Origin of the sequence: Fructilactobacillus florum DSM 22689 = JCM 16035 (assembly GCF_001436645.1) — a bacterium.
In the GTDB taxonomy this organism is placed as follows: Bacteria; Bacillota; Bacilli; order Lactobacillales; family Lactobacillaceae; genus Fructilactobacillus; species Fructilactobacillus florum.
Genome location: NZ_AYZI01000011.1, coordinates 1 through 17,915 on the forward strand (window position 1 = coordinate 1; position 17,915 = coordinate 17,915).

Annotated in this window: 18 protein-coding genes and 1 tRNA gene; 8 read left to right on the forward strand and 11 right to left on the reverse strand. The window is 41.6% G+C overall.

Annotation, left to right across the window (positions count from 1 at the left end; all coding sequences use genetic code 11):
* Nucleotides 1-230 precede the first annotated feature (230 nt).
* The 4 genes from nhaC to FC87_RS06020 are packed head-to-tail and all read right to left on the reverse strand — an operon-like array spanning nt 231 to nt 3,370.
* Entirely contained in the window at nt 231-1,619 is a 1,389-nt protein-coding gene (nhaC, locus tag FC87_RS06005; protein ID WP_054690737.1) for a Na+/H+ antiporter NhaC, read from the reverse strand.
* Nucleotides 1,620-1,629: 10 nt separating this feature from the next.
* Nucleotides 1,630-1,956 carry a thioredoxin gene (gene trxA, locus FC87_RS06010; RefSeq protein WP_054690739.1) on the reverse strand — a complete coding sequence of 109 codons (327 nt, stop codon included), beginning with the start codon at nt 1,954-1,956 and terminating at the stop codon, nt 1,630-1,632.
* Complete coding sequence (locus FC87_RS06015) at nt 1,940-2,698, reverse strand: TerC family protein (protein ID WP_035421579.1); 759 nt, start codon at nt 2,696-2,698, stop codon at nt 1,940-1,942. Before FC87_RS06015 ends, trxA begins: the two co-directional genes overlap by 17 nt.
* 30 nt (nt 2,699-2,728) lie before the next feature.
* On the reverse strand, nt 2,729-3,370 hold the full coding sequence (locus tag FC87_RS06020; RefSeq protein WP_056961909.1) for a glycoside hydrolase family 73 protein: 642 nt from the start codon (nt 3,368-3,370) through the stop codon (nt 2,729-2,731).
* A 161-nt stretch (nt 3,371-3,531) separates the two neighbouring features.
* Between FC87_RS06020 and FC87_RS06025 the strand changes: the two genes are divergently transcribed.
* The gene (locus tag FC87_RS06025; RefSeq protein WP_009166314.1) at nt 3,532-4,455 is read left to right on the forward strand and encodes a magnesium transporter CorA family protein; all 924 of its coding nucleotides are present in this window, start codon (nt 3,532-3,534) and stop codon (nt 4,453-4,455) included.
* Between the two features lie 90 nt (nt 4,456-4,545).
* Here the strand turns inward: FC87_RS06025 and FC87_RS06030 are convergent, their stop codons facing one another.
* Together FC87_RS06030 and FC87_RS06035 are read right to left on the reverse strand one after the other, a co-directional pair.
* Entirely contained in the window at nt 4,546-4,986 is a 441-nt protein-coding gene (locus tag FC87_RS06030; protein ID WP_081716722.1) for a MerR family transcriptional regulator, read from the reverse strand.
* A 20-nt stretch (nt 4,987-5,006) separates the two neighbouring features.
* Complete coding sequence (locus FC87_RS06035) at nt 5,007-5,666, reverse strand: histidine phosphatase family protein (RefSeq protein WP_009166316.1); 660 nt, start codon at nt 5,664-5,666, stop codon at nt 5,007-5,009.
* A gap of 136 nt (nt 5,667-5,802) precedes the next feature.
* Here FC87_RS06035 and FC87_RS06040 point away from each other — a divergent pair, with 136 nt between their 5' ends.
* Nucleotides 5,803-7,944, forward strand: coding sequence for an LTA synthase family protein (locus FC87_RS06040; RefSeq protein ID WP_009166317.1), 2,142 nt, complete (start codon nt 5,803-5,805; stop codon nt 7,942-7,944).
* 67 nt (nt 7,945-8,011) lie between these two features.
* Here FC87_RS06040 and FC87_RS06045 read toward each other — a convergent pair whose 3' ends face one another.
* Nucleotides 8,012-9,013: an NAD(P)/FAD-dependent oxidoreductase gene (locus tag FC87_RS06045; protein WP_054690740.1), complete on the reverse strand. Its 1,002-nt coding sequence runs from the start codon at nt 9,011-9,013 to the stop codon at nt 8,012-8,014.
* Nucleotides 9,014-9,061: 48 nt separating this feature from the next.
* Here FC87_RS06045 and FC87_RS06050 point away from each other — a divergent pair, with 48 nt between their 5' ends.
* Both FC87_RS06050 and FC87_RS06055 read left to right on the forward strand, forming a co-directional pair.
* Entirely contained in the window at nt 9,062-9,826 is a 765-nt protein-coding gene (locus FC87_RS06050; RefSeq protein ID WP_009166319.1) for an alpha/beta hydrolase, read from the forward strand.
* Between the two features lie 131 nt (nt 9,827-9,957).
* Entirely contained in the window at nt 9,958-10,917 is a 960-nt protein-coding gene (locus FC87_RS06055) for a nucleoside hydrolase (RefSeq protein ID WP_009166320.1), read from the forward strand.
* Between the two features lie 119 nt (nt 10,918-11,036).
* On the opposite strand, the gene FC87_RS06960 is transcribed toward FC87_RS06055, so the two are convergent.
* The 3 genes from FC87_RS06960 to spx all read right to left on the reverse strand — a co-directional run bounded on the left by FC87_RS06960 (nt 11,037) and on the right by spx (nt 12,494).
* Nucleotides 11,037-11,109, reverse strand: a tRNA-Lys gene (locus FC87_RS06960).
* Between the two features lie 72 nt (nt 11,110-11,181).
* Entirely contained in the window at nt 11,182-11,985 is an 804-nt protein-coding gene (locus FC87_RS06060) for a Cof-type HAD-IIB family hydrolase (protein ID WP_009166321.1), read from the reverse strand.
* Between the two features lie 110 nt (nt 11,986-12,095).
* Complete coding sequence (spx, locus tag FC87_RS06065; protein WP_009166322.1) at nt 12,096-12,494, reverse strand: transcriptional regulator Spx; 399 nt, start codon at nt 12,492-12,494, stop codon at nt 12,096-12,098.
* A gap of 187 nt (nt 12,495-12,681) precedes the next feature.
* Between spx and FC87_RS06070 the strand changes: the two genes are divergently transcribed.
* Entirely contained in the window at nt 12,682-14,238 is a 1,557-nt protein-coding gene (locus FC87_RS06070) for a bifunctional metallophosphatase/5'-nucleotidase (protein ID WP_009166323.1), read from the forward strand.
* A 47-nt stretch (nt 14,239-14,285) separates the two neighbouring features.
* On the opposite strand, the gene rny is transcribed toward FC87_RS06070, so the two are convergent.
* Nucleotides 14,286-15,875, reverse strand: coding sequence for a ribonuclease Y (gene rny / locus FC87_RS06075; RefSeq protein ID WP_035421561.1), 1,590 nt, complete (start codon nt 15,873-15,875; stop codon nt 14,286-14,288).
* A 132-nt stretch (nt 15,876-16,007) separates the two neighbouring features.
* On the opposite strand from rny, the gene FC87_RS06080 reads away from it, so the two are divergent.
* The 3 genes from FC87_RS06080 to FC87_RS06090 are packed head-to-tail and all read left to right on the forward strand — an operon-like array spanning nt 16,008 to nt 17,778.
* Nucleotides 16,008-16,421, forward strand: coding sequence for a helix-turn-helix domain-containing protein (locus FC87_RS06080; protein ID WP_054690743.1), 414 nt, complete (start codon nt 16,008-16,010; stop codon nt 16,419-16,421).
* Nucleotides 16,418-17,227: a class I SAM-dependent methyltransferase gene (locus FC87_RS06085; protein ID WP_082619232.1), complete on the forward strand. Its 810-nt coding sequence runs from the start codon at nt 16,418-16,420 to the stop codon at nt 17,225-17,227. The genes FC87_RS06080 and FC87_RS06085 overlap by 4 nt, the downstream gene beginning before the upstream one ends.
* Before the next feature lie 29 nt (nt 17,228-17,256).
* A complete protein-coding gene (locus FC87_RS06090) occupies nt 17,257-17,778 on the forward strand; it encodes a GNAT family N-acetyltransferase (protein WP_235804442.1) in 522 nt (173 codons plus the stop codon).
* Nucleotides 17,779-17,915: the final 137 nt, after the last annotated feature.

The following is a 17,915-nucleotide window of genomic DNA, read 5'->3' on the forward strand; positions in this document are numbered from 1 at the left end:
ATTGTAATTTTGCAATCGAACCGACATATTTCGAAATTTAACTTCAGACACGCTCTTCAAATCCTTTCATAGCAAGCTTGTAATGAAAAAATTTGTAATAAAACTCTGATAAATTAGTCTGCAAATAGCTTAATTATCTGAGGTTGCATCTTTTTTTGCTACTTTCCCTATAACAATCAAAAATCCGAGTGGCAAAATGCCGCTCGGATTTTTATTGAGTAACTCCAAATTTATTTAATAGCTCGTTTTAATCCAACTCCAGTAAAGCCACTTAGAATTGAAAAGAACGGACAAAGCAAACTAAAGAACACAAATGGCAGATAATGAAGGGTGGGAACATTGAGCGTGTTAGCTACAAACACTCCCGCCACTCCCCAAGGAACTAAATAGTTAATAACCGCGCCCCCGTCTTCAAGGGCTCGTCCTAACGCTTCTGGGGCTAAGTCTGCCTTGCTATAAGATTGCTTAAACGCCGTCCCTGGTAAAATAATTGAAAGGTATTGTTCACCAATAAAGATATTCACGCCAATCGCTGACAAAACCGTACTTAAAATCAACATTCCGGTTGAGTTAACCTTTTTAGAAAAGCGATCCATCACCGTACTAATAATCCCAAGATTGATTAAGAGCCCGCCCAATGCTAGGGCAATAATAATCAAGGTCATCGTACTAGTCATCGAGATAATCCCACCCCGATTTAAAATCTGATCGACTTCCGAACTCCCTGTTTTAATTTTGAATCCATTTTGAATAACATCTGCAATTTGCGCTAGTGAGTAATGATTTCGTGGTGTAATTAATGTTAAGCCAATCGTCAACACAATGTTCAAAAAAAGCGTTGGGATCGTTGGGATCTTAGCCCATGCGCACACTAACAATAATAACACGGGTAAGAGTAGCCAGCCTGAAATTGTAAAATGCTTCATTAAAATATCAGCCGTTTGCGTAATTTTACTGAGACTAGCTCCCGCATGTCCAAAACTAAGCCCAGCAAATAATACCAATGAGATTAAAAAGGCCGGTACTGTTGACCACAACATATTTTTAATGTGGGCATAAAGATCGTCCCCTGCAATGGCCGAGGCTAGATTGGTCGTCGCAGATAAAGGCGACATCTTATCGCTAAAAACTGCTCCAGAAACAACTGCCCCCGCAATTAGCGCCGGATCAATTCCCATCGTAACTCCAATCCCCATGGAAGCCAGCCCTACTGTTGAAATGATCGTAAACGCACTACCAATAAAACAACCAACGAATGCGCACATCAAAAAAACAGACGGTAAAAACCAGCGGACACTAAGAATTTTAAAGCCCAGGACCATTAAAGTCGGGATCACCCCTGCCATAATCCAAACCCCAATCAGGCTTCCAATTAATAAGAAGATAAAAAGCGGGATAATCCCATTTTTGATCCCAACAACAAAACTTTGGTTGATAGTTTCCCAGCTAAATCCTCGGATTTTAGCCCAGCAAATTAATAAAAAAACTACCGTTAAGATTGGAACAACTGGGCTTAGCTGCAACCCAATAATTCCAAGACCCATGATGATTAACATGCCAAACAAAATTAGCACCGCTTCTAGCAGGGTCGGTTGGAGTTGTGTTCCTTCTTTCGACATCAAATTTCTCCTAGCAGCTGAATTCAGCCAATTTTCGATTCAAGTAATGTGCTAATTGTTCAACTGAGTATACCCCAGTCACTTTTTCCGTCCCTTTGCCCTCCCGAAAGAGGACATAACTTGGTAGCCCCATTACCTGATAACGACGGGCTAATTCTTGCTGCTGATCAACATTTACCTTTGCAAACTTCACGCGTCCCTTAAACTGTAGTTCTAATTCATGCAAAACGGGTTCCATCCTGCGACATGGTCCACACCACGGCGCCCAAAAATCAACCAGAGTCAGCGCCCCTTGGACATTTGTTTTAAAATTATCTTGCTTAAGTTCGACGGCCACGTCGTTCGCCTCGTTTTCTTAAAAAATGAATTACAATGGTAACAATAATTGCTAAAATCACAAAAATTCCGAACCAAGTAGCGGGAATCTCAATCGCAATAACGGGAATTGAAAGGAACAATTTAATTCCGATTACCAGCACTAGCACATAAGCCATGGTTTTTAACTCGGGAATCCGCTTCATTAGTTTCATCACAAATTCAGCAATTCCACGCATTGCAATAATTCCAATCATCCCACCAATTAGAACGACAACTGGATTAGAGGAAACTGCTAACGAAGCTAACACGGAGTCAATCGAAAATAGAATATCCATAAATTCAATCTGTGCGACCACCCACCAAAAATATTTTCGGCTGTGAGGATTAAAAGCCGGCTTAATTTGATGCCGTTGCTGACTGCTATTATTTTTCGGGATAAAATAGCGTAGTGCCAGATAAATCAAATACATTGAACCAACTACTTTAATTTCCCAAAAATTGATCAGATAGACGCCGGCTCCAATTACTAGAAACCGAAAAAGATACGCCCCCCAAAGACCGTAAAACAATGATTCTTCTTGAAGTTTTTTGGTTGGTAACACTTGCGTTTGGGTGGCCAAAACAATGGCATTATCAACTGACATCACGCACTCTAAGACGACCAGAGAAAAAATAATCAACCAGTCATTCCCAGAAGTGATCACGGTACTCCAATTATGAAGATCAAAAAAAGGACCGTAAAGTTTTTCAATTATTGCAATCAATCAGGTGTTTTCCTCCGTTAGAAAAGCTTACTTTTGCATCGCTTCTTTATCATACTTATCCAAACCATGAGTTTTAATCACGTTAATTAGTTTTTTAGCATACTTTGGATCCGTTGCGTAGGTGTTTTTTTGTAATAGTTCTGCCTCTTCTTTATAATCAGTAATCCCGCTCTTCTTTAAGAACTTATCATACAGCGCCTGATTGTGATCCTCAATTGCGGATTGCAAATCAGGGTATTTACGAAACTGTCCTACTTGGGTAACCCTTTTATTATCGATATATTCGTCGGTGTTGTAAGAAATGGACTGCCCGTTATAGGTTCCCTTAATCCCAAACGGATTATAAGCATTTTGGTATAGTTTTGACTTACCCCAATCTGATTCCAAAATTGCCTGCGCAATGACAACGCTAGGAAGAACCTGTTGATTCTGCTTGTACTGGGCTACCGCTGGTTCAGCCACCTGTTTGATGAATTTTTGGTGTTGCTGGTAAACCGGATCATTTTCCCGATTAAACTTGCGTTCGTTTTCAAGCAAGCGCTGCTGGTTGATGTGCTGACGAACCTTATAGACACCAAATAACAATAAAACTGTTCCAAACACAATCAAAAAAGCGATGATCGGATACCAGATACTGCTATTGGAGTGTCGTGTTTTTGTTGATTTCATTTAATTGTCGTCTCCTTTATTAGCACAATTATAACCTATTCCCGGATTTTTTCGCACTCGTAAAATATTAATTCCTGATTAAATTAATAAACTAGCAAAACTGCTAAACTTTTCTAAGCAATTATAATATACTATTAACATTGCAAATTGGGGGTGTTTTCATGATTAAGACCGAGAAAATTAATCAAAATATCGATTGGGTCCAAGTAACAGATTGCTTACCCGTGGAAAAAAAGACCTTAAAAAAAGACTATCAGCTAACCAATGAAATGCTGTACTATGCCCTTGATCGCCACGAACGTCCCCGCCTTGAGTACTATGAAGAAGAACAACTGTTGTTGATCATTTTTGATGTTGCCGAACCCACTAGGTTTAGCGGTGACATTTCATCTGAACCAATTGGGATTATCTTAAGAGATACCACTCTCTTTACTTTTACTGCTGACAAAACCAACTTCGTTAATCCATTAATTCGCTCGCTAATCGATAAACTACCAGATGTCCAGCGGGATAATCTCAAACCACTTGATGTGGTCTTAAAAACGCTCTATCAATTAGCCATTCAGTTTTTTGATTATATCAATCACATCAACAGTATCCGGACAAGTATTCAACGGGGCTTACACGGCCGCACTAACAAAAAAGCAATTAATCAGCTCTTAAATCTCCAAACTGATCTGGTTTATTTTCTAACCTCACTATCAGCAAATAACGACATGTTAATGATGTTTAAGCGCAAACTGGGGAAAACATTATCTGATGATGATAATGCTGCCCTCGACGATGTAATTGTTGAAATCCAGCAAGGACTTTCAATGGCGCAAATGGCCAATCAAGCAGCCCAACAAGTGGCTAACGCTTACTCTAACCTACTGGACAGTAACATTAATAACACCATGAAATTTTTAACAGTCTTTTCAATTGCCCTAACCGTCCCTAACATCGTGTTTGGATTCTACGGTGAAAACGTCGAGCTTCCCTTCATGCACAATCAAATTGCTTGGCAAATCACTCTATTGATTAGCTTGATTCTCGTAATCATTGTTCTACTAATCATGCACTTTAGTGATTTTTTCAATAAATAACGTCATTGCTATCTAAACTCAAAAAAGCAACTCCAGCTGCAGCACGCTGGTAGTTGCTTTTTTACTTAGATCCCAAAGAATCGACGTTAGCTACTCCGTTACTTGCTTAATCTCATACTGGGGATTACCATCCGAATCCAATCTTCCGTATAATTTTTTAGTATGTTCCGCATTAAAGTAACCTAAATCGATCAAGGTTTCTCCATCCGCTTTTACTAGGCTAGGCGAAATTTTAATTAAAAATTGATGCACCGTTTTAACCGTTTGCAGATGTTCTCGGGCTTTTTGCACAGCATTGCCCAACGTGTTATCGGAATCTAAATAATATTTAATCAGTTTAACCGTCATAAAATTATCATGGTCAAATACCCGCGAGGCCATTTTTTCGCTGCGTTCGCTATGAATATAGCCTTTTTGCTCCCAATAACGGAGCTGTCTTGGGGAAACACCGGTCATTTTACTGACCTCCCCGATTCTAAAAATATAATTTCTTGCATTAAAAGACCGTAAAAATGCCTGATGATCAACCATGTGGATACTGCCTTTCTAATCTATTGGTTATAACTAATCACATGCAGTTGCGTTCCATCGACAGCTATTTTAGTAATGCTCCCATTGGCTGGACGTTGGCTTACATCAAATTGACCTGGTTCTGAAAACCGGTCAACCAAGCTCAAAAGAGTATTACCGTGACTTACTAACAAAACATTATCGCCGTCCACGAGCTGATTATTGGCTGTAATCAACTGTAGACCTTGGTTTAACCGCTTCCAGTATTCAGTTGCATTTTCTGCAAGATGAAAAGGATCGGCCGCTTTCAAAAAGTCTTTAGCGTGATTCATATCATATTTATTCAAGATATCCTTGAAAGTTGGAGTACCGTGAGGTGCTCCACTCAGGTACCAGGTTTTATCAACATCAGCGCCTTCATAATAACCATAGAACTCCTCACGAAAGAACGCGGAGACTACCGGCGGATGGGTACTAAACGAATGACTTTGATCATAGATTAATGACATCGTTTTTTCAGCCCGCCCAGTATCACTACAATAGGCAGCTTTAAAGTCCACATCTGCTAAGCGTTTCCCCGTCGCAATCGCATTTTCAATTCCAGTTTGGGTCAGCGGTGAATTACTCCATCCCTGTAGCTTATTAAAAACATTAAAGTAAGTTTGTCCATGTCGGACAACGTACAAAGTAAATTTTGCCATCAAAATAACCTCTCTTATATAGCTCAAGTATATCACGCTGATTGCTCCGGGCTAATTTTAGTTTTACTTAGTTTTTTTAACATCGATTGTCTGCTATAGTATCATTATATGTGCGAAAGAATGGAAGGAATAACCTTTGAAAACATTTAAAAAAATATTTGGGTTTGCCAGTACCAGAGTCGGTTTTTTTTGCCTGCTCATCTGCTTGTTCTGGGCCAAAACAATTTATGCCTATTTTATTGACTTTTCCCTAGGATCTGAGGGACTGCTACAATTTATTCTCTTGTTTTTAAATCCCATTGCCACCACTGTGATTTTATTTGGGTTGGCATTTTTCCTCAAACCAGCCAAACTTTTTTACCCTGCTATCATCTTTTTAGACTTCTTAAATACCGTACTGCTTTATCTCAATGTGATTTTCTTTCGAGAATTTTCAGACTTTATGACCGTCTCAACCATGACCGGTTATTCCAAAGTCGATCAGGGCCTGAGCGGTAGCTCGTTAGCGCTTACCATGCCGCATGATGTTTTTTATTGGCTAGATATAATTATAATAATTTTGCTTCTCATTTTCCGAATTATTAAAATCGATCACCGTCAATTTGAAAGTCGAATGGGGCTCGCCGTAGTTTCCGTGGGTGCCTTACTCCTCTCCGCTAACATTGCAATTGCCGATATGGATCGACCGCAACTATTGACCAGAACCTTTGATCGGAGTTACATCGTTAAATATCTCGGGCTAGATGCATTTACCGTCTACGATGGTATTCAGACCCATAATTCCAATGCCATGCGCTCGAATGCCAACAAATCCGAAATTTATCAAATAAAGAACTTTACTGATCAGCACTATGCCGCCCCTGATCAAGCTAAATTTGGTAAATTCAAGGGGAAAAACGTTGTCATTCTCCATCTAGAAAGTTTCCAACAATTTCTCATCAACAAAAAAATCAACGGTAAAGAAGTCACTCCATTCATCAACAAAATTTACAACAGTAACCATACTTACGCATTCGATAACTTTTTCCATCAAGTTGGCCAGGGAAAAACATCTGATGCGGAAAACATGCTAGAAACTAGTACGTACGGTTTGCCACAAGGCTCTCTGTTTGCACAAGTCGGCAGTGATAATACTTTCCAAGGAGCCCCCGCTATCTTAGATCAACAAGGATACAGCACCGCTGTTTTCCACGGAAATGTGGCTAGCTTTTGGAATCGTAACAATACCTACAAAAACCTCGGTTATCAATACTTTTTTGATGCTAGTTACTATGATACCTCCGGTGACAAAGCAACTGGATATGGTCTCAAAGACAAACTCCTATTCAAAGATTCGACTAAATATTTACAACGACTTCAACAACCATTTTATGCTAAGTACATCACGGTTACTAACCACTTTCCCTATCAACTAGACGATAAGGATATGAAAAATAACCGTCTAAAAGCTCCTGACACTGACGACACAGCCGTTAATAATTACTTCTTAACGGCGCACTATCTCGATCAATCGGTCAAAGAATTTTATGACTATCTTCAAAAAACTGGGTTAGATAAAAACACCGTGGTCGTTTTATATGGTGATCATTATGGGATCTCCAATGCTGAAAATCCTAGTCTCGCTCCTCTACTAGACAAGGATGGTAATAACTGGAACGATTATGATAACGCCATGTTACAACGAGTTCCTTTCATGATTAATTCACCGGCCATCGAAGACGGACACGTCAGCAGCGTATACGGTGGTGAAATTGACGTCCTCCCCACTCTAATGCATTTGTTAGGGATTAATTCCCAAAAATACATCCAGTTTGGAACCGATTTATTCTCGCCCCAACATGATCAAGTGGTTGCCTTTCGTAATCGTGATTGGGTTTCCCCCAAATATACGTCCATTAACGGGACTATCTATGATACTAAGACTGGTAAGGAAATCCACCCAACGGCCAAACAACGCAGACAAATTAAGGCTAATCAAGACAAGGTTAATATGGAGCTTAGTTTTTCAGACACGCTTAACCAACAAAATTTGTTACGCTTTTATCAACCGGAGGGCTTTAATAAAGTAGATCCTTCTGCCTATAACTATTCTAGTGGGCTTTACCGCGAAAAGAAAATTGAGCGCGAACGGGGCGCTAATTCAACTAGCCTTTACGACACTAATGGACGCCAAAATACAGAAAAGGACTATAAAACAGATGCTCCTGAGGCCAACGAACCTCGCAGCAACTCGAATCGAATTCAGATAACCAATCCGGATGCTAATCGAGAAAAATAAATAGGTCAGAAGGCTGAAGAACTCGCTCAAGCTCTTCCCTTCGTGACCTATTTTTTATTGCTAATCATTAGTTTCCCTTTTTTGGTAAAGCTGTACTATGAATTGGTAAGCGGCGGTCTGGGTACAGACGGTTCATAATCGCATTAACTGCCAAAGGTACCTCGCCAAAACCAGTCGCAATCAAGGTATCCTTGCCGGGATACAGCGCTTGATCCCCAACCGCATAAATCCCCTTTTCAGAGGTCTCCAGCTCCTGTGTGACCTTGACCTTGCCATGTTCGGTTTCGGGCTGGACATCCCACTGAGCCAACTCTCGATTATTAGTAATAAACCCATAGTTTACTACTAACCGATCTACGGTTGCCTGCTGCTGCTCACTACCACCAACCTGCTTCATCTGAACTAACAACTGGTGCGCATCGGTTTCCATCAGCTCCTGAATCAAATATGGCGTTAACAGCTTGATTGACGACTGCTGTAACTGTTCGACCTGGTGTTCTAATCCTCGAAATTCTGTTCGGCGATGGACTAAAATCACTTCACGTGCTGTTTGTTGCAAAGTTAGCGCCATATCAACTGCTGAATCACCACCACCGGCAACCATTACGGTCTGACCAGCCACCTGCTGTAAATCAGGCAAGCTATAAAATAAGTACTGGTTCGTATACTTTTCGGCATTCGTCGCTCGCAGTTCACGTGGCTTAAATGACCCATTCCCTGCTGCTAGCAAAATTGCTTTGCTCCGACTAGTTCCTTGGTTCGTGGTGATCACAAAATTGTCATCTGCCCGCGTGATGTTAATTACCTTGGTATTTGCTTGAAACTCAACCGCTGGCACCGTTGCCAACTGGGCTTTCAGATTATTGATTAATTGAGCTCCAGCGACCCCAGCAAAACCAGCTACATCTAAGATCTTTTTTTCTGGATACAGTGCTTGGACCTGACCTCCGGGCTCTGGTAAACTTTCCAAAATTTGGACCTTAGCATTCCGCAAGCCGGCATAAAAACCCGCAAACATTCCAACCGGTCCCCCACCAACAATTGTGATATCATATATTCCGTTAATCATTTTATCAACCCACATTTCAATTTAATTTACAAAGGAAAGTTTAACATTATGAAGTACAAGAAGACATTTATTTTAACTATTTTCTTAGCCATTATCGCACTTGGTTTCGGTGGTTGGTGGTATAACAATAACAAAATCGGTCACTACCAAGTCAAACAAACTCGGACAGCTACTGTTTTTATCCCTGGTCTCGGTGGAAACACGATCACCTCCGACTTTATGGCTTCTGACTGGGACAAACGAGGAGTTGCAACTCGAGCACTCCAAGTATATGTCAAAAACAACGGCGAAGTTTCCACCAAAAAACAATTCAATCGGGTGGGCAAAAATAATCCGGTCGTTCAAGTTGAATTTCAAACCAACAACAAACCTGGCTTCGAGGGCTCATTAATGCCTAACCTAATGAAGTACCTACACAAGGAATACAATATTGATAGTGTTAATCTGATTGGGCACTCCTCTGGAGGCACGATCATCTATGACTACCTGACCCGCCATGATCATACCACGGACGTTCCGAAGACTAAACACTTCGTCTCAATGGCTAATACTTACCCATTGAGTGATCCAAAATACATTAACAATCTTCCTAAAGATCTCTCGATTCTAAATTTCTGCGGTAACATTAATCGTAGTGGTTCTGATGGTCTGATTCCCGTTAAAGACGTCAAGCCAATGCGCCAGTTAGTAGAAGGTAAAGTTAAGAGCTACCAGTTCTATGTTTACCACGGCGATCCACAGCAGGCTCAACATTCCATGCTCCACGAAAATCCTGCCGTCAATAAAATCATTGCTGAATATATGTACGGATAAAACAACGAACGAAAATTAGATAATATCTAATTTTCGTTCGTTTTTATCTAAAAAAGAATTGTATTTAGCCCTACTTTCCAGTAAGCTATTAATAAACCACTACTATTTGACCGCTTACTGGAGGATTTTTTATGACCACACGTAAAATGATTTTAGATGTTGATACCGGCGTCGATGATGCCATGGCGATTACCTATGCACTGGCAGACCCCAACGTTGAACTCATTGGAATTTTATCTTCTTTTGGTAATATTGAAGCCGACCGCGCCGCTGCTAATGCGCTCAAACTCCTCCAACTGTACCAGTGTCCCCAAGTTCCAGTTTTTATTGGTCGAGCAAATCCCCTCGATCATCAATACCAACGAATCGCAGTTAATGCACAAATTCATGGTGAAAATGGAATTGGCGATGTCAATTTACCTGCAGCAACTGCTCAGATAGCTAAACAAAACGGCGTTGATTTTTTGATTGACGCTGCTCAAAAATATGGAGAACAACTGTGCGTCGTCACTACCGGACCAATGACTAACTTAGCAGCAGCCTTTGCAAAGGATCCCGTTGCCATTCGAAAAATCGGTAACATCACCGTCATGGGTGGGGCCTTAACCGTTCCTGGCAACGTTACTCCAGTGGCTGAAGCAAATGTCGAACAAGATCCCGTAGCTGCCAATCAACTTTTTACGAGTGATCTCAAGATTACAATGGTTGGGTTAGATGTTACGTTGCGAACTCTCCTAACTAAACAAGAGACTAGCCAATGGCGGACATGTAATCCAACAGCCGGGGCTAAGTTGGCCGATATCGTTGATTTTTATATCGATGTATATGACGAAATTTATCCAGAATTAGGCGGTTGTTCACTACACGATCCCTTAGCAGTTGGGGTCGCCATTGACCCCAGTTTTGTTACCACTATTCCGCTGAATCTCTTGGTAACTACTGAACACGACGCTTACTATGCCCGGACTATCGGTGATAAGGCCCGTCTGAATGAACCAACCAATCTAAACGTAGCTGTTGGAGTTGATCGGGAACGTTATTTGAATGTTTTCATGAAATTATTTCTCGATTTTTTGGAAAAGTTAAATTAAATTAAAAAAGTCCATTCAAAATGAATGGACTTTTTTTAAGTTTTCCGGTTCATAACCAAACTACAATAAAAAGCCGGATGGGAAAATTATTTTCCATCCGGTTTTTTATTGTCATACTATGAGCAGTCAAGGAATTGAACCTCAATCTTACGGACAAAGGATCCGTTGCTTTAACATTTAAGCTAACTGCTCAACACTGGTTGATCACAACCATGATATACTATAACAAAATTTCTTTGTTAATGCACGCTTTTTATCTAAAGTTTACCTTTTCATAAACTTTTCCAAGAAAAGTGCTACCCCATCTTGATCATTCGTGGCGGTCTCTTCATCAGCTAGCTGTTTAATTTCCGGAGTCGCATTGCCCATCGCTACCCCGATCTTAGCCTGGCGTAACATCCCCGCATCATTTTCTGCATCACCAAACGCTAATAGGTTCGAAAAATCCCAACCAAAATAACTCAACAACGCTCCCAAGCCATAGACCTTATCAACTTTAGGGGGCAGAAACTCAAGAATTTTGGGCTGTGAACGCATGATATGGTAATCATGACGAAGTTCATTTGAAAGTCTGGCTACCACCGCATCTAACTGTTGGGGCTGCGTAGCTATGATGGCCTTGGCATAAGTTTGTTGTGGTAGCTGACCCCAAGCAGTTGGAACGAATTTAATCGTCGCACGAAGGGTCTGTTGGTAAATTGATTTAACTAGATCAGTAACGGGATAGACCTGTGAAAAATTCAAAACATCTAACGGGAGTTGTTGCTGTTTTGCAAACTGATACAGGGCACTTAATTGTGGTTTGCTCATCCCATGCTGAAATAGCACCTGTTGATCTCGATTTCGCAAAACCAGTCCGCCATTAAAAGTAATCGTATAATCAGCCGCTTCATGTAAATCTAGCTGATCAACATAGTCTAAAACTGCATTCAACGGGCGTCCGGTGCATAAGACCACTTTGAGCCCCTGACGATGTAACTTTTTTAATACCTTTGTATTGAGGGAACTGATTTTTTTGTCCGAATTTAATAATGTATTATCTAAATCTAATGCAATCATCTTAATCATGGGTTAGTTTCTCCGTCCGGCAGCCTTCACAAAATTGTTTTTAACAATTATACCAAGTAATTTCACTAAAAAACAAAAAAATCCTAACAAAAGTTAGGACTTGACGGAAATTAGGCACGAAGCTTTGATTCCATCTTTTTTAATTCTGCTTGTCGAATACTACGTGGTAAGAAGCGACGAATCTCTTCTTCGTTATATCCAACTTCCAGCCGTTTATCATCAAAAATAATTGGACGCTTGATTAAATCAGGATATTTAACTAGCAAATCAACCAGCTGGCTGAGAGAAAGCTCATCTAAATCCAAATGAAGTTTCTTGAAAATGTTTGATCGGGTTGAAATAATATCTTCACTCCCATTTTCAGTTAAACGTAAAATTTGTTTAACTTCTTCGGCATTTAAGGGCTTTGAATTAATGTTGCGTTCCTTGAACGGAATGTCATGGTCTTTCAGCCAGGTACGAGCTTTTCGACTTGATGCACTACTTGGAGCAACGTACAAGTTTAACATATTAAAACAACCTCCTTTATATGCAATGTATCCGGTGTATCTGACAAATTTTGATTAATTGTCAGCTAATTACAGCTTACCATATTCTTACTTTTCGTCAACGAACTTTACAAAAGCTTAACAATAATTTACACAATCTAAGATTAAGCTTATAATTTACCTATTCTACATTAAAGGAGGGCTTCACTTGAAACTGACCATCTTAACCACTAGCGATATCCACGGATATCTTGCCGCTACCAATTATGTGAAGCCCCATGCCAACCTCCCATTTGGTCTTGAGAAAGTCGCTGCGGTCATTAACAAACAACAAGCTCAAGCCGAACACACTCTCATTCTTGATGATGGCGATTTTTTAGAGGGATCACCATTAGCCTACTATCAGGCCGAGGTTGAGCGCGCAGGAGCTCCGACGGCGATCAATGCTGCTTTCAACACCATTGATTATGATTTTGGCACCATTGGTAATCATGAATTCAATTACGGTCAAGCTTACTTGAAGGCGGCCATTGCCGGATGTGATCGGCAATTTGTCTCGGCCAATATCCTTGATCAAAATAATCAGCCGGCCTTTGGAGCTCCCTATGCCATCAAACAAATTGGTCCAATCAAAGTTGGCGTTTTAGGACTAACTACTCAATCGGTCGATGCTTGGGAAAACCAGGCCTGTATTGCCGGATTGCACTTTATTTCCGCCCAAGCAGCCGCCCAAAAATACGTCCCCCTAATGAAAAAAGCAGCTGATGTCGTCGTCGTTTTATATCATGGTGGTTTTGAACGAGACCTCAGTGATGGCAAACCAAATGATGTCATTGATGGCGAAAATGAAAGTTATCAACTACTTGCTGACGTTCCCGGGATCGATGTGCTTGTTACAGGACACCAGCACCGAGCCTTAGCCGGAAAATTATTTGGGGTGCCCTACGTCCAGCCGGGTCATCGTGGTAATTACGTTGGTCGAATTCAATTGACTCTCGAAGCAGATGCCCAAAACCATTATCAAATTACTGCTAGCAATCAAAAATTATTAAAAACTGGTGAACAAAAACCGGCTATAAAAACTAGCACAGCTTTTCGACAAACTGAAAAAGCAATGGAAGCTTGGTTAGCTCGTCCTTTAGCGCACATCGAAGGGTCCTTAACCTATGATGATCCCTTTCAAGTGCGCTTAAGAGGTGGTGCTTTCATTAATTTTATCCAAAAAATCCAGATGGAAACTATGGGGTGTGATTTATCCGCTACAGCACTCTTTTCTAATGAGGCACGTGGCTTTGAAAATCCAATTACGATGCGCAACATCATCACAAACTATGTCTATCCCAATACCCTCGCCCTCCTCGAGATTACCGGCGCTGATTTAAAAGCCGCTCTCGAAAAAACCGCGGAGTATTTTACCATCAAAAATGATCAGATTATCGTTGATCCTAGGTACCATCATCCTAAAATTCGCGACTACAACTATGATATGTATGCCGGCGTGGATTACCAGCTCAAAATTTCCAATCCGATTGGGAGCCGGGTTCTAAACCCCACCTACCATGGAAAACCAGTTACCAATAAAATGAAATTAAAAATTGCTTTAAATGCTTACCGAGCTGTGGGAGGCGGCCATTACCCGATGTATGACGAATCTAAAATCATCCGCTATAACACCGTTACCATGAGCAATCTGATTGCTAGTTATCTTCAAGAACATCCAAACATTGTCGCCAATCACCACCGTAACTTTAAAGTCATTATCTAAAAAATAAGCTCCGACACATAATTTGCGTCGGAGCTTATTTTCATGTCTCAACTAGCATGCTTTTTCTTGGTCGTAGGTTTCCCTCCCACGTACTGTACCGCACTTAGTTGTCGAATTGTCGTAATCTTAATCTTACCAGGATAGGTTAGTTCGGCTTCAATCTGAGCGGCAACTTCATCCGTAATGGATTGACTTTGGTGGTCATCAACCTCATTGGGATTCACGATAATTCTAATTTCGCGACCAGCCTGAATAGCATAGCTATCCTTGACGCCTTGATGCTGGCGTGCAATTCTTTCTAGCCCCTTGAGGCGGTTGATGTACTCTTCCACCGATTCACTGCGGGCCCCTGGCCGTGATCCAGACAACGAATCAGCCACCCGCACTAAGATGGAAATCGAGTCATCACCATCCACGTCTCCATGCGAAGCGGCAATCGCCTGAACCACTTCGGTCGGTTCTCGATAAGCTTCAGCAATCTTAACTCCTAATTCTACGTGTGTTCCGTTCACTTCTCGATCGACGGCTTTCCCGATATCATGCAGCAAGCCGGCACGCTTTGCTAGCTGTGGCTGTATCCCAAGTTCAGCAGCTATCAGGCCACAAAGTTCGGCAACTTCGACGGAATGTTGAAGGACATTTTGACCATAGCTGGTTCGATACTGCATTCTACCCAGCAATTTCAAAAGGTCCGGATGAACCCAGCCCAGCTGTAATTTTTTCCAAGTGGTTTCCCCAGTTTGTCGGAGTTGCTCGATCAATCGGCGTTGTGCCAACTTAACTGTATTCTCGATCATCCCCTGGTTCAGCTGCCGTGCCGTCATCAGTTCATTAATAACTGTCCGTGCCACCTCCCGACGAAGTGGGTCATTAGTACTAATAATCAATGACTCCGGGAGCTCAGGGTTAAAAATCAAATCAACTCCGATCAGGGTTTCTAATAATCGTAAGCGTTGTTCATTTTTACCCGTAATTTTAGCGCGCATTTTAGGATCAGAAATCAAGATATTTCGTTCGATATGCGTTTTGGGAGCATCGCTGGGAGCACTTTGAATCGCTGAAGTCATCAAATTACGTGCATCGCGAGGTGCATTTAAAACCATAAAATCATGGTTTTCCCGAACCGTCGTCTCAAAATCCTGAGCCAGCTTTGTCTCAGTCTCCTGTAAGACGACCTGTTTAGCTTGATTAGCCGTCAGCGCACTCTTTTGACCCAAGATCTCGCCTCGGCGACGTTGTAAATCTTGTTCTGTTTGTTTCGCCATCGTCAAGCGAGCACGCTGCTGCTCTAAAGCTTCCCGATGCTCATCTAAAACCTGCTGCTGCTTATCTAACCGTTGTGAAAAACTCAGCAAACTCTTTTCCAGTAACGAAACCCGTTCCAGTCGGGCTTGATTTTCCGCGGCCTGTTCAGCAATTTCTTGTTCTTCATCAGCTTGATATTCTAAGACGTCCGCTTGGTTTTCTGCCAGCAAGTGTTGGGTTTTCTGGGTCAATTCCACACGCTTTTTTTCGCTAAACTTTTTGGCCTGACTGGCAGCCTGTGACAAGCGCCGATTTAATTGTTGATTAGCCTGTCCGTACCCCACTAGAAAGCCAAACAGCAGGGTAACAACCACTATAACCAAAAGTGACATGGTTATTCCTCCCTTCGGCTTAAGTTGGTTTTAATTACTTAATTTTACCACGAAACCCGTTCTTTTAAAATGCACCGCCCCCCTGTCTTTTATCTTGCCATGACGTATAATAATAGTAAGGAGGATTTTGGTATGTTTCCAGAAAGATTAAAAGCCTTGCGAACTGGTCGTCACATTACCTTGGCTGAGCTAGCGCAAGAACTAAACAAGATGTTTCCTAGCGATCAACATCATGAAAATACTGCTTCTCAAATTGGAAATTGGGAACGTGGGATTCGAAATCCATCCTACCTAGAAGTTCGGAAATTAGCGACTTACTTCGGCGTTTCAATGGACTATCTCAGTGGTCGGGTTGACAATCAAACGACCGATCTTTCCAAACTTTTCATTTCCGGTGTAGCGCTGTCTTTCAATGAACAGCCACTGGCTGCAAATGATCGCTATGAAATCTACCAGTTAATCGATGGTTATCTTCATGGAAAACAAAATCGAAAGAAGACCGAGTTTGAGCACCAAGAAGAACTTGATTTGGGCTATGAATCATGAAAAAGCTAGCTGGACCAAAGCATCCCTACATTCAACAACTACAGTCCTTTCAAACTGAATTTAGTGGGATTCCCATCATTCAAGATCTTATCAAGCAAATCTTACAAGCCGATCATGCCATTACCAACAATCAACTGCCCCAGCCACTCCCTCAACTATTGCTGCCAGCTGACATTCAAGATCAACTCTATCACTTTGTAAATCAACGTTACCCCCTAGGTGACCGCCGTGGCGACCAGCTTTGGGATCACTTGATCAATGACCTACCACGACTAGATCAACAAATTCGCTCATTTCGGGACTATTTAGAAGAACACTACGGGATGTGGGCCTATTTGACCGCCCCGTTCATCAGTCGTCTAGCTGACTTTCTCGCTCCACATCCTGTCCTAGAAATTATGGCTGGAAATGGGTATTTAAGTCGGGGGTTACGAAAAGCTGGGGCACAGGTCATTGCCACTGATAGTCTTGCCTGGAAAACAGAAAACCAAACTGGTCGAAACTTGGTCACTGAGGTGCTCAAAAAAGATGCCTTACAAGCCTATGCTTGTTACCACCACCAGGTGGATTATGTCTTAATGTGCTGGTCACCGGATAATGATCCCGTTGATTGGGAACTACTACAGGCTATGCGGGCTGATCAGCACGCCCCTCAACTGTTAGTGATTGGCGAACGTGATGGTGCCACTAATTCCCACGTTTTTTGGGAACAAGCGCACTTTCATAACTCTCCAGAACTAGCTACTTTAAATCAGAGTTTCAACCACTTTGACTTACTCAATGATCAAATTTATCTCATTAGTTAGGAGCTTTCATTAATAAAACAACCTCACATTTGCGACCATTAACGACTACTGATATCGACCGTGACCTTGTACAACAACTATTTACCCAACCGTCAACGGCTCGTTTCTGGTTTCACCCACCGTTTCAAAATCCCAAGGATGCAGCTAAGTTTGTTAAGAAACATAGTCAGAGTAACCGAATTATCAGCATGGTTATCCAAGCCCCCGTTGCCGACGATCTGACGGAAGTCGGTCTCATCGAACTGGTCGAGCTAGATTCGATTGCCCGCACCGGGGAATTAGAGATCACCCTATTGGATCAATTCCAGGGCAAGGGCTATGCGCAAATCGCTTTTGCTCAAATGATCGATTTTCTCTTCACTTACCATAACCTGCATAAGATTTTTTTGCTGGTGGACGTCGATAATGCCCCTGCCATCCACATCTATCAAAAGCAGGGCTTTACGATCGAGGGAACCATCAAAGACCAATTTTTCGCAAGCGGTGCTTATCACAATGTCTATTATATGGGATTAACCCAGAAGCAATATCACAAAATAACAGCTGATTAACTATTAACTCGGCATAAAAAAAGACCGCCTCTGAACTAAATCAGAGACGGTCTTTTTTGGGCACTAGCAAACCTGCTAATGAACGAGCGGTGTTCACATCACCTCTCATCAAACCATCTGTAATACGACAGAAAAAC

Excerpts from the sequence above, each read along its gene's own strand:
- FC87_RS06080 (WP_054690743.1), top strand. The coding sequence starts at position 16,008 with ATGTTTCCAGAAAGATTAAAAGCCTTGCGAACTGGTCGTCACATTACC.
- FC87_RS06055 (WP_009166320.1), top strand. The coding sequence starts at position 9,958 with ATGACCACACGTAAAATGATTTTAGATGTTGATACCGGCGTCGATGAT.
- FC87_RS06050 (WP_009166319.1), top strand. The coding sequence starts at position 9,062 with ATGAAGTACAAGAAGACATTTATTTTAACTATTTTCTTAGCCATTATC.
- FC87_RS06085 (WP_082619232.1), top strand. The coding sequence starts at position 16,418 with ATGAAAAAGCTAGCTGGACCAAAGCATCCCTACATTCAACAACTACAG.
- FC87_RS06020 (WP_056961909.1), bottom strand. The coding sequence starts at position 3,370 with ATGAAATCAACAAAAACACGACACTCCAATAGCAGTATCTGGTATCCG.
- spx (WP_009166322.1), bottom strand. The coding sequence starts at position 12,494 with ATGTTAAACTTGTACGTTGCTCCAAGTAGTGCATCAAGTCGAAAAGCT.
- FC87_RS06030 (WP_081716722.1), bottom strand. The coding sequence starts at position 4,986 with ATGGTTGATCATCAGGCATTTTTACGGTCTTTTAATGCAAGAAATTAT.
- FC87_RS06025 (WP_009166314.1), top strand. The coding sequence starts at position 3,532 with ATGATTAAGACCGAGAAAATTAATCAAAATATCGATTGGGTCCAAGTA.
- rny (WP_035421561.1), bottom strand. The coding sequence starts at position 15,875 with ATGTCACTTTTGGTTATAGTGGTTGTTACCCTGCTGTTTGGCTTTCTA.
- FC87_RS06045 (WP_054690740.1), bottom strand. The coding sequence starts at position 9,013 with ATGATTAACGGAATATATGATATCACAATTGTTGGTGGGGGACCGGTT.
- FC87_RS06035 (WP_009166316.1), bottom strand. The coding sequence starts at position 5,666 with ATGGCAAAATTTACTTTGTACGTTGTCCGACATGGACAAACTTACTTT.
- nhaC (WP_054690737.1), bottom strand. The coding sequence starts at position 1,619 with ATGTCGAAAGAAGGAACACAACTCCAACCGACCCTGCTAGAAGCGGTG.
- FC87_RS06060 (WP_009166321.1), bottom strand. The coding sequence starts at position 11,985 with ATGATTAAGATGATTGCATTAGATTTAGATAATACATTATTAAATTCG.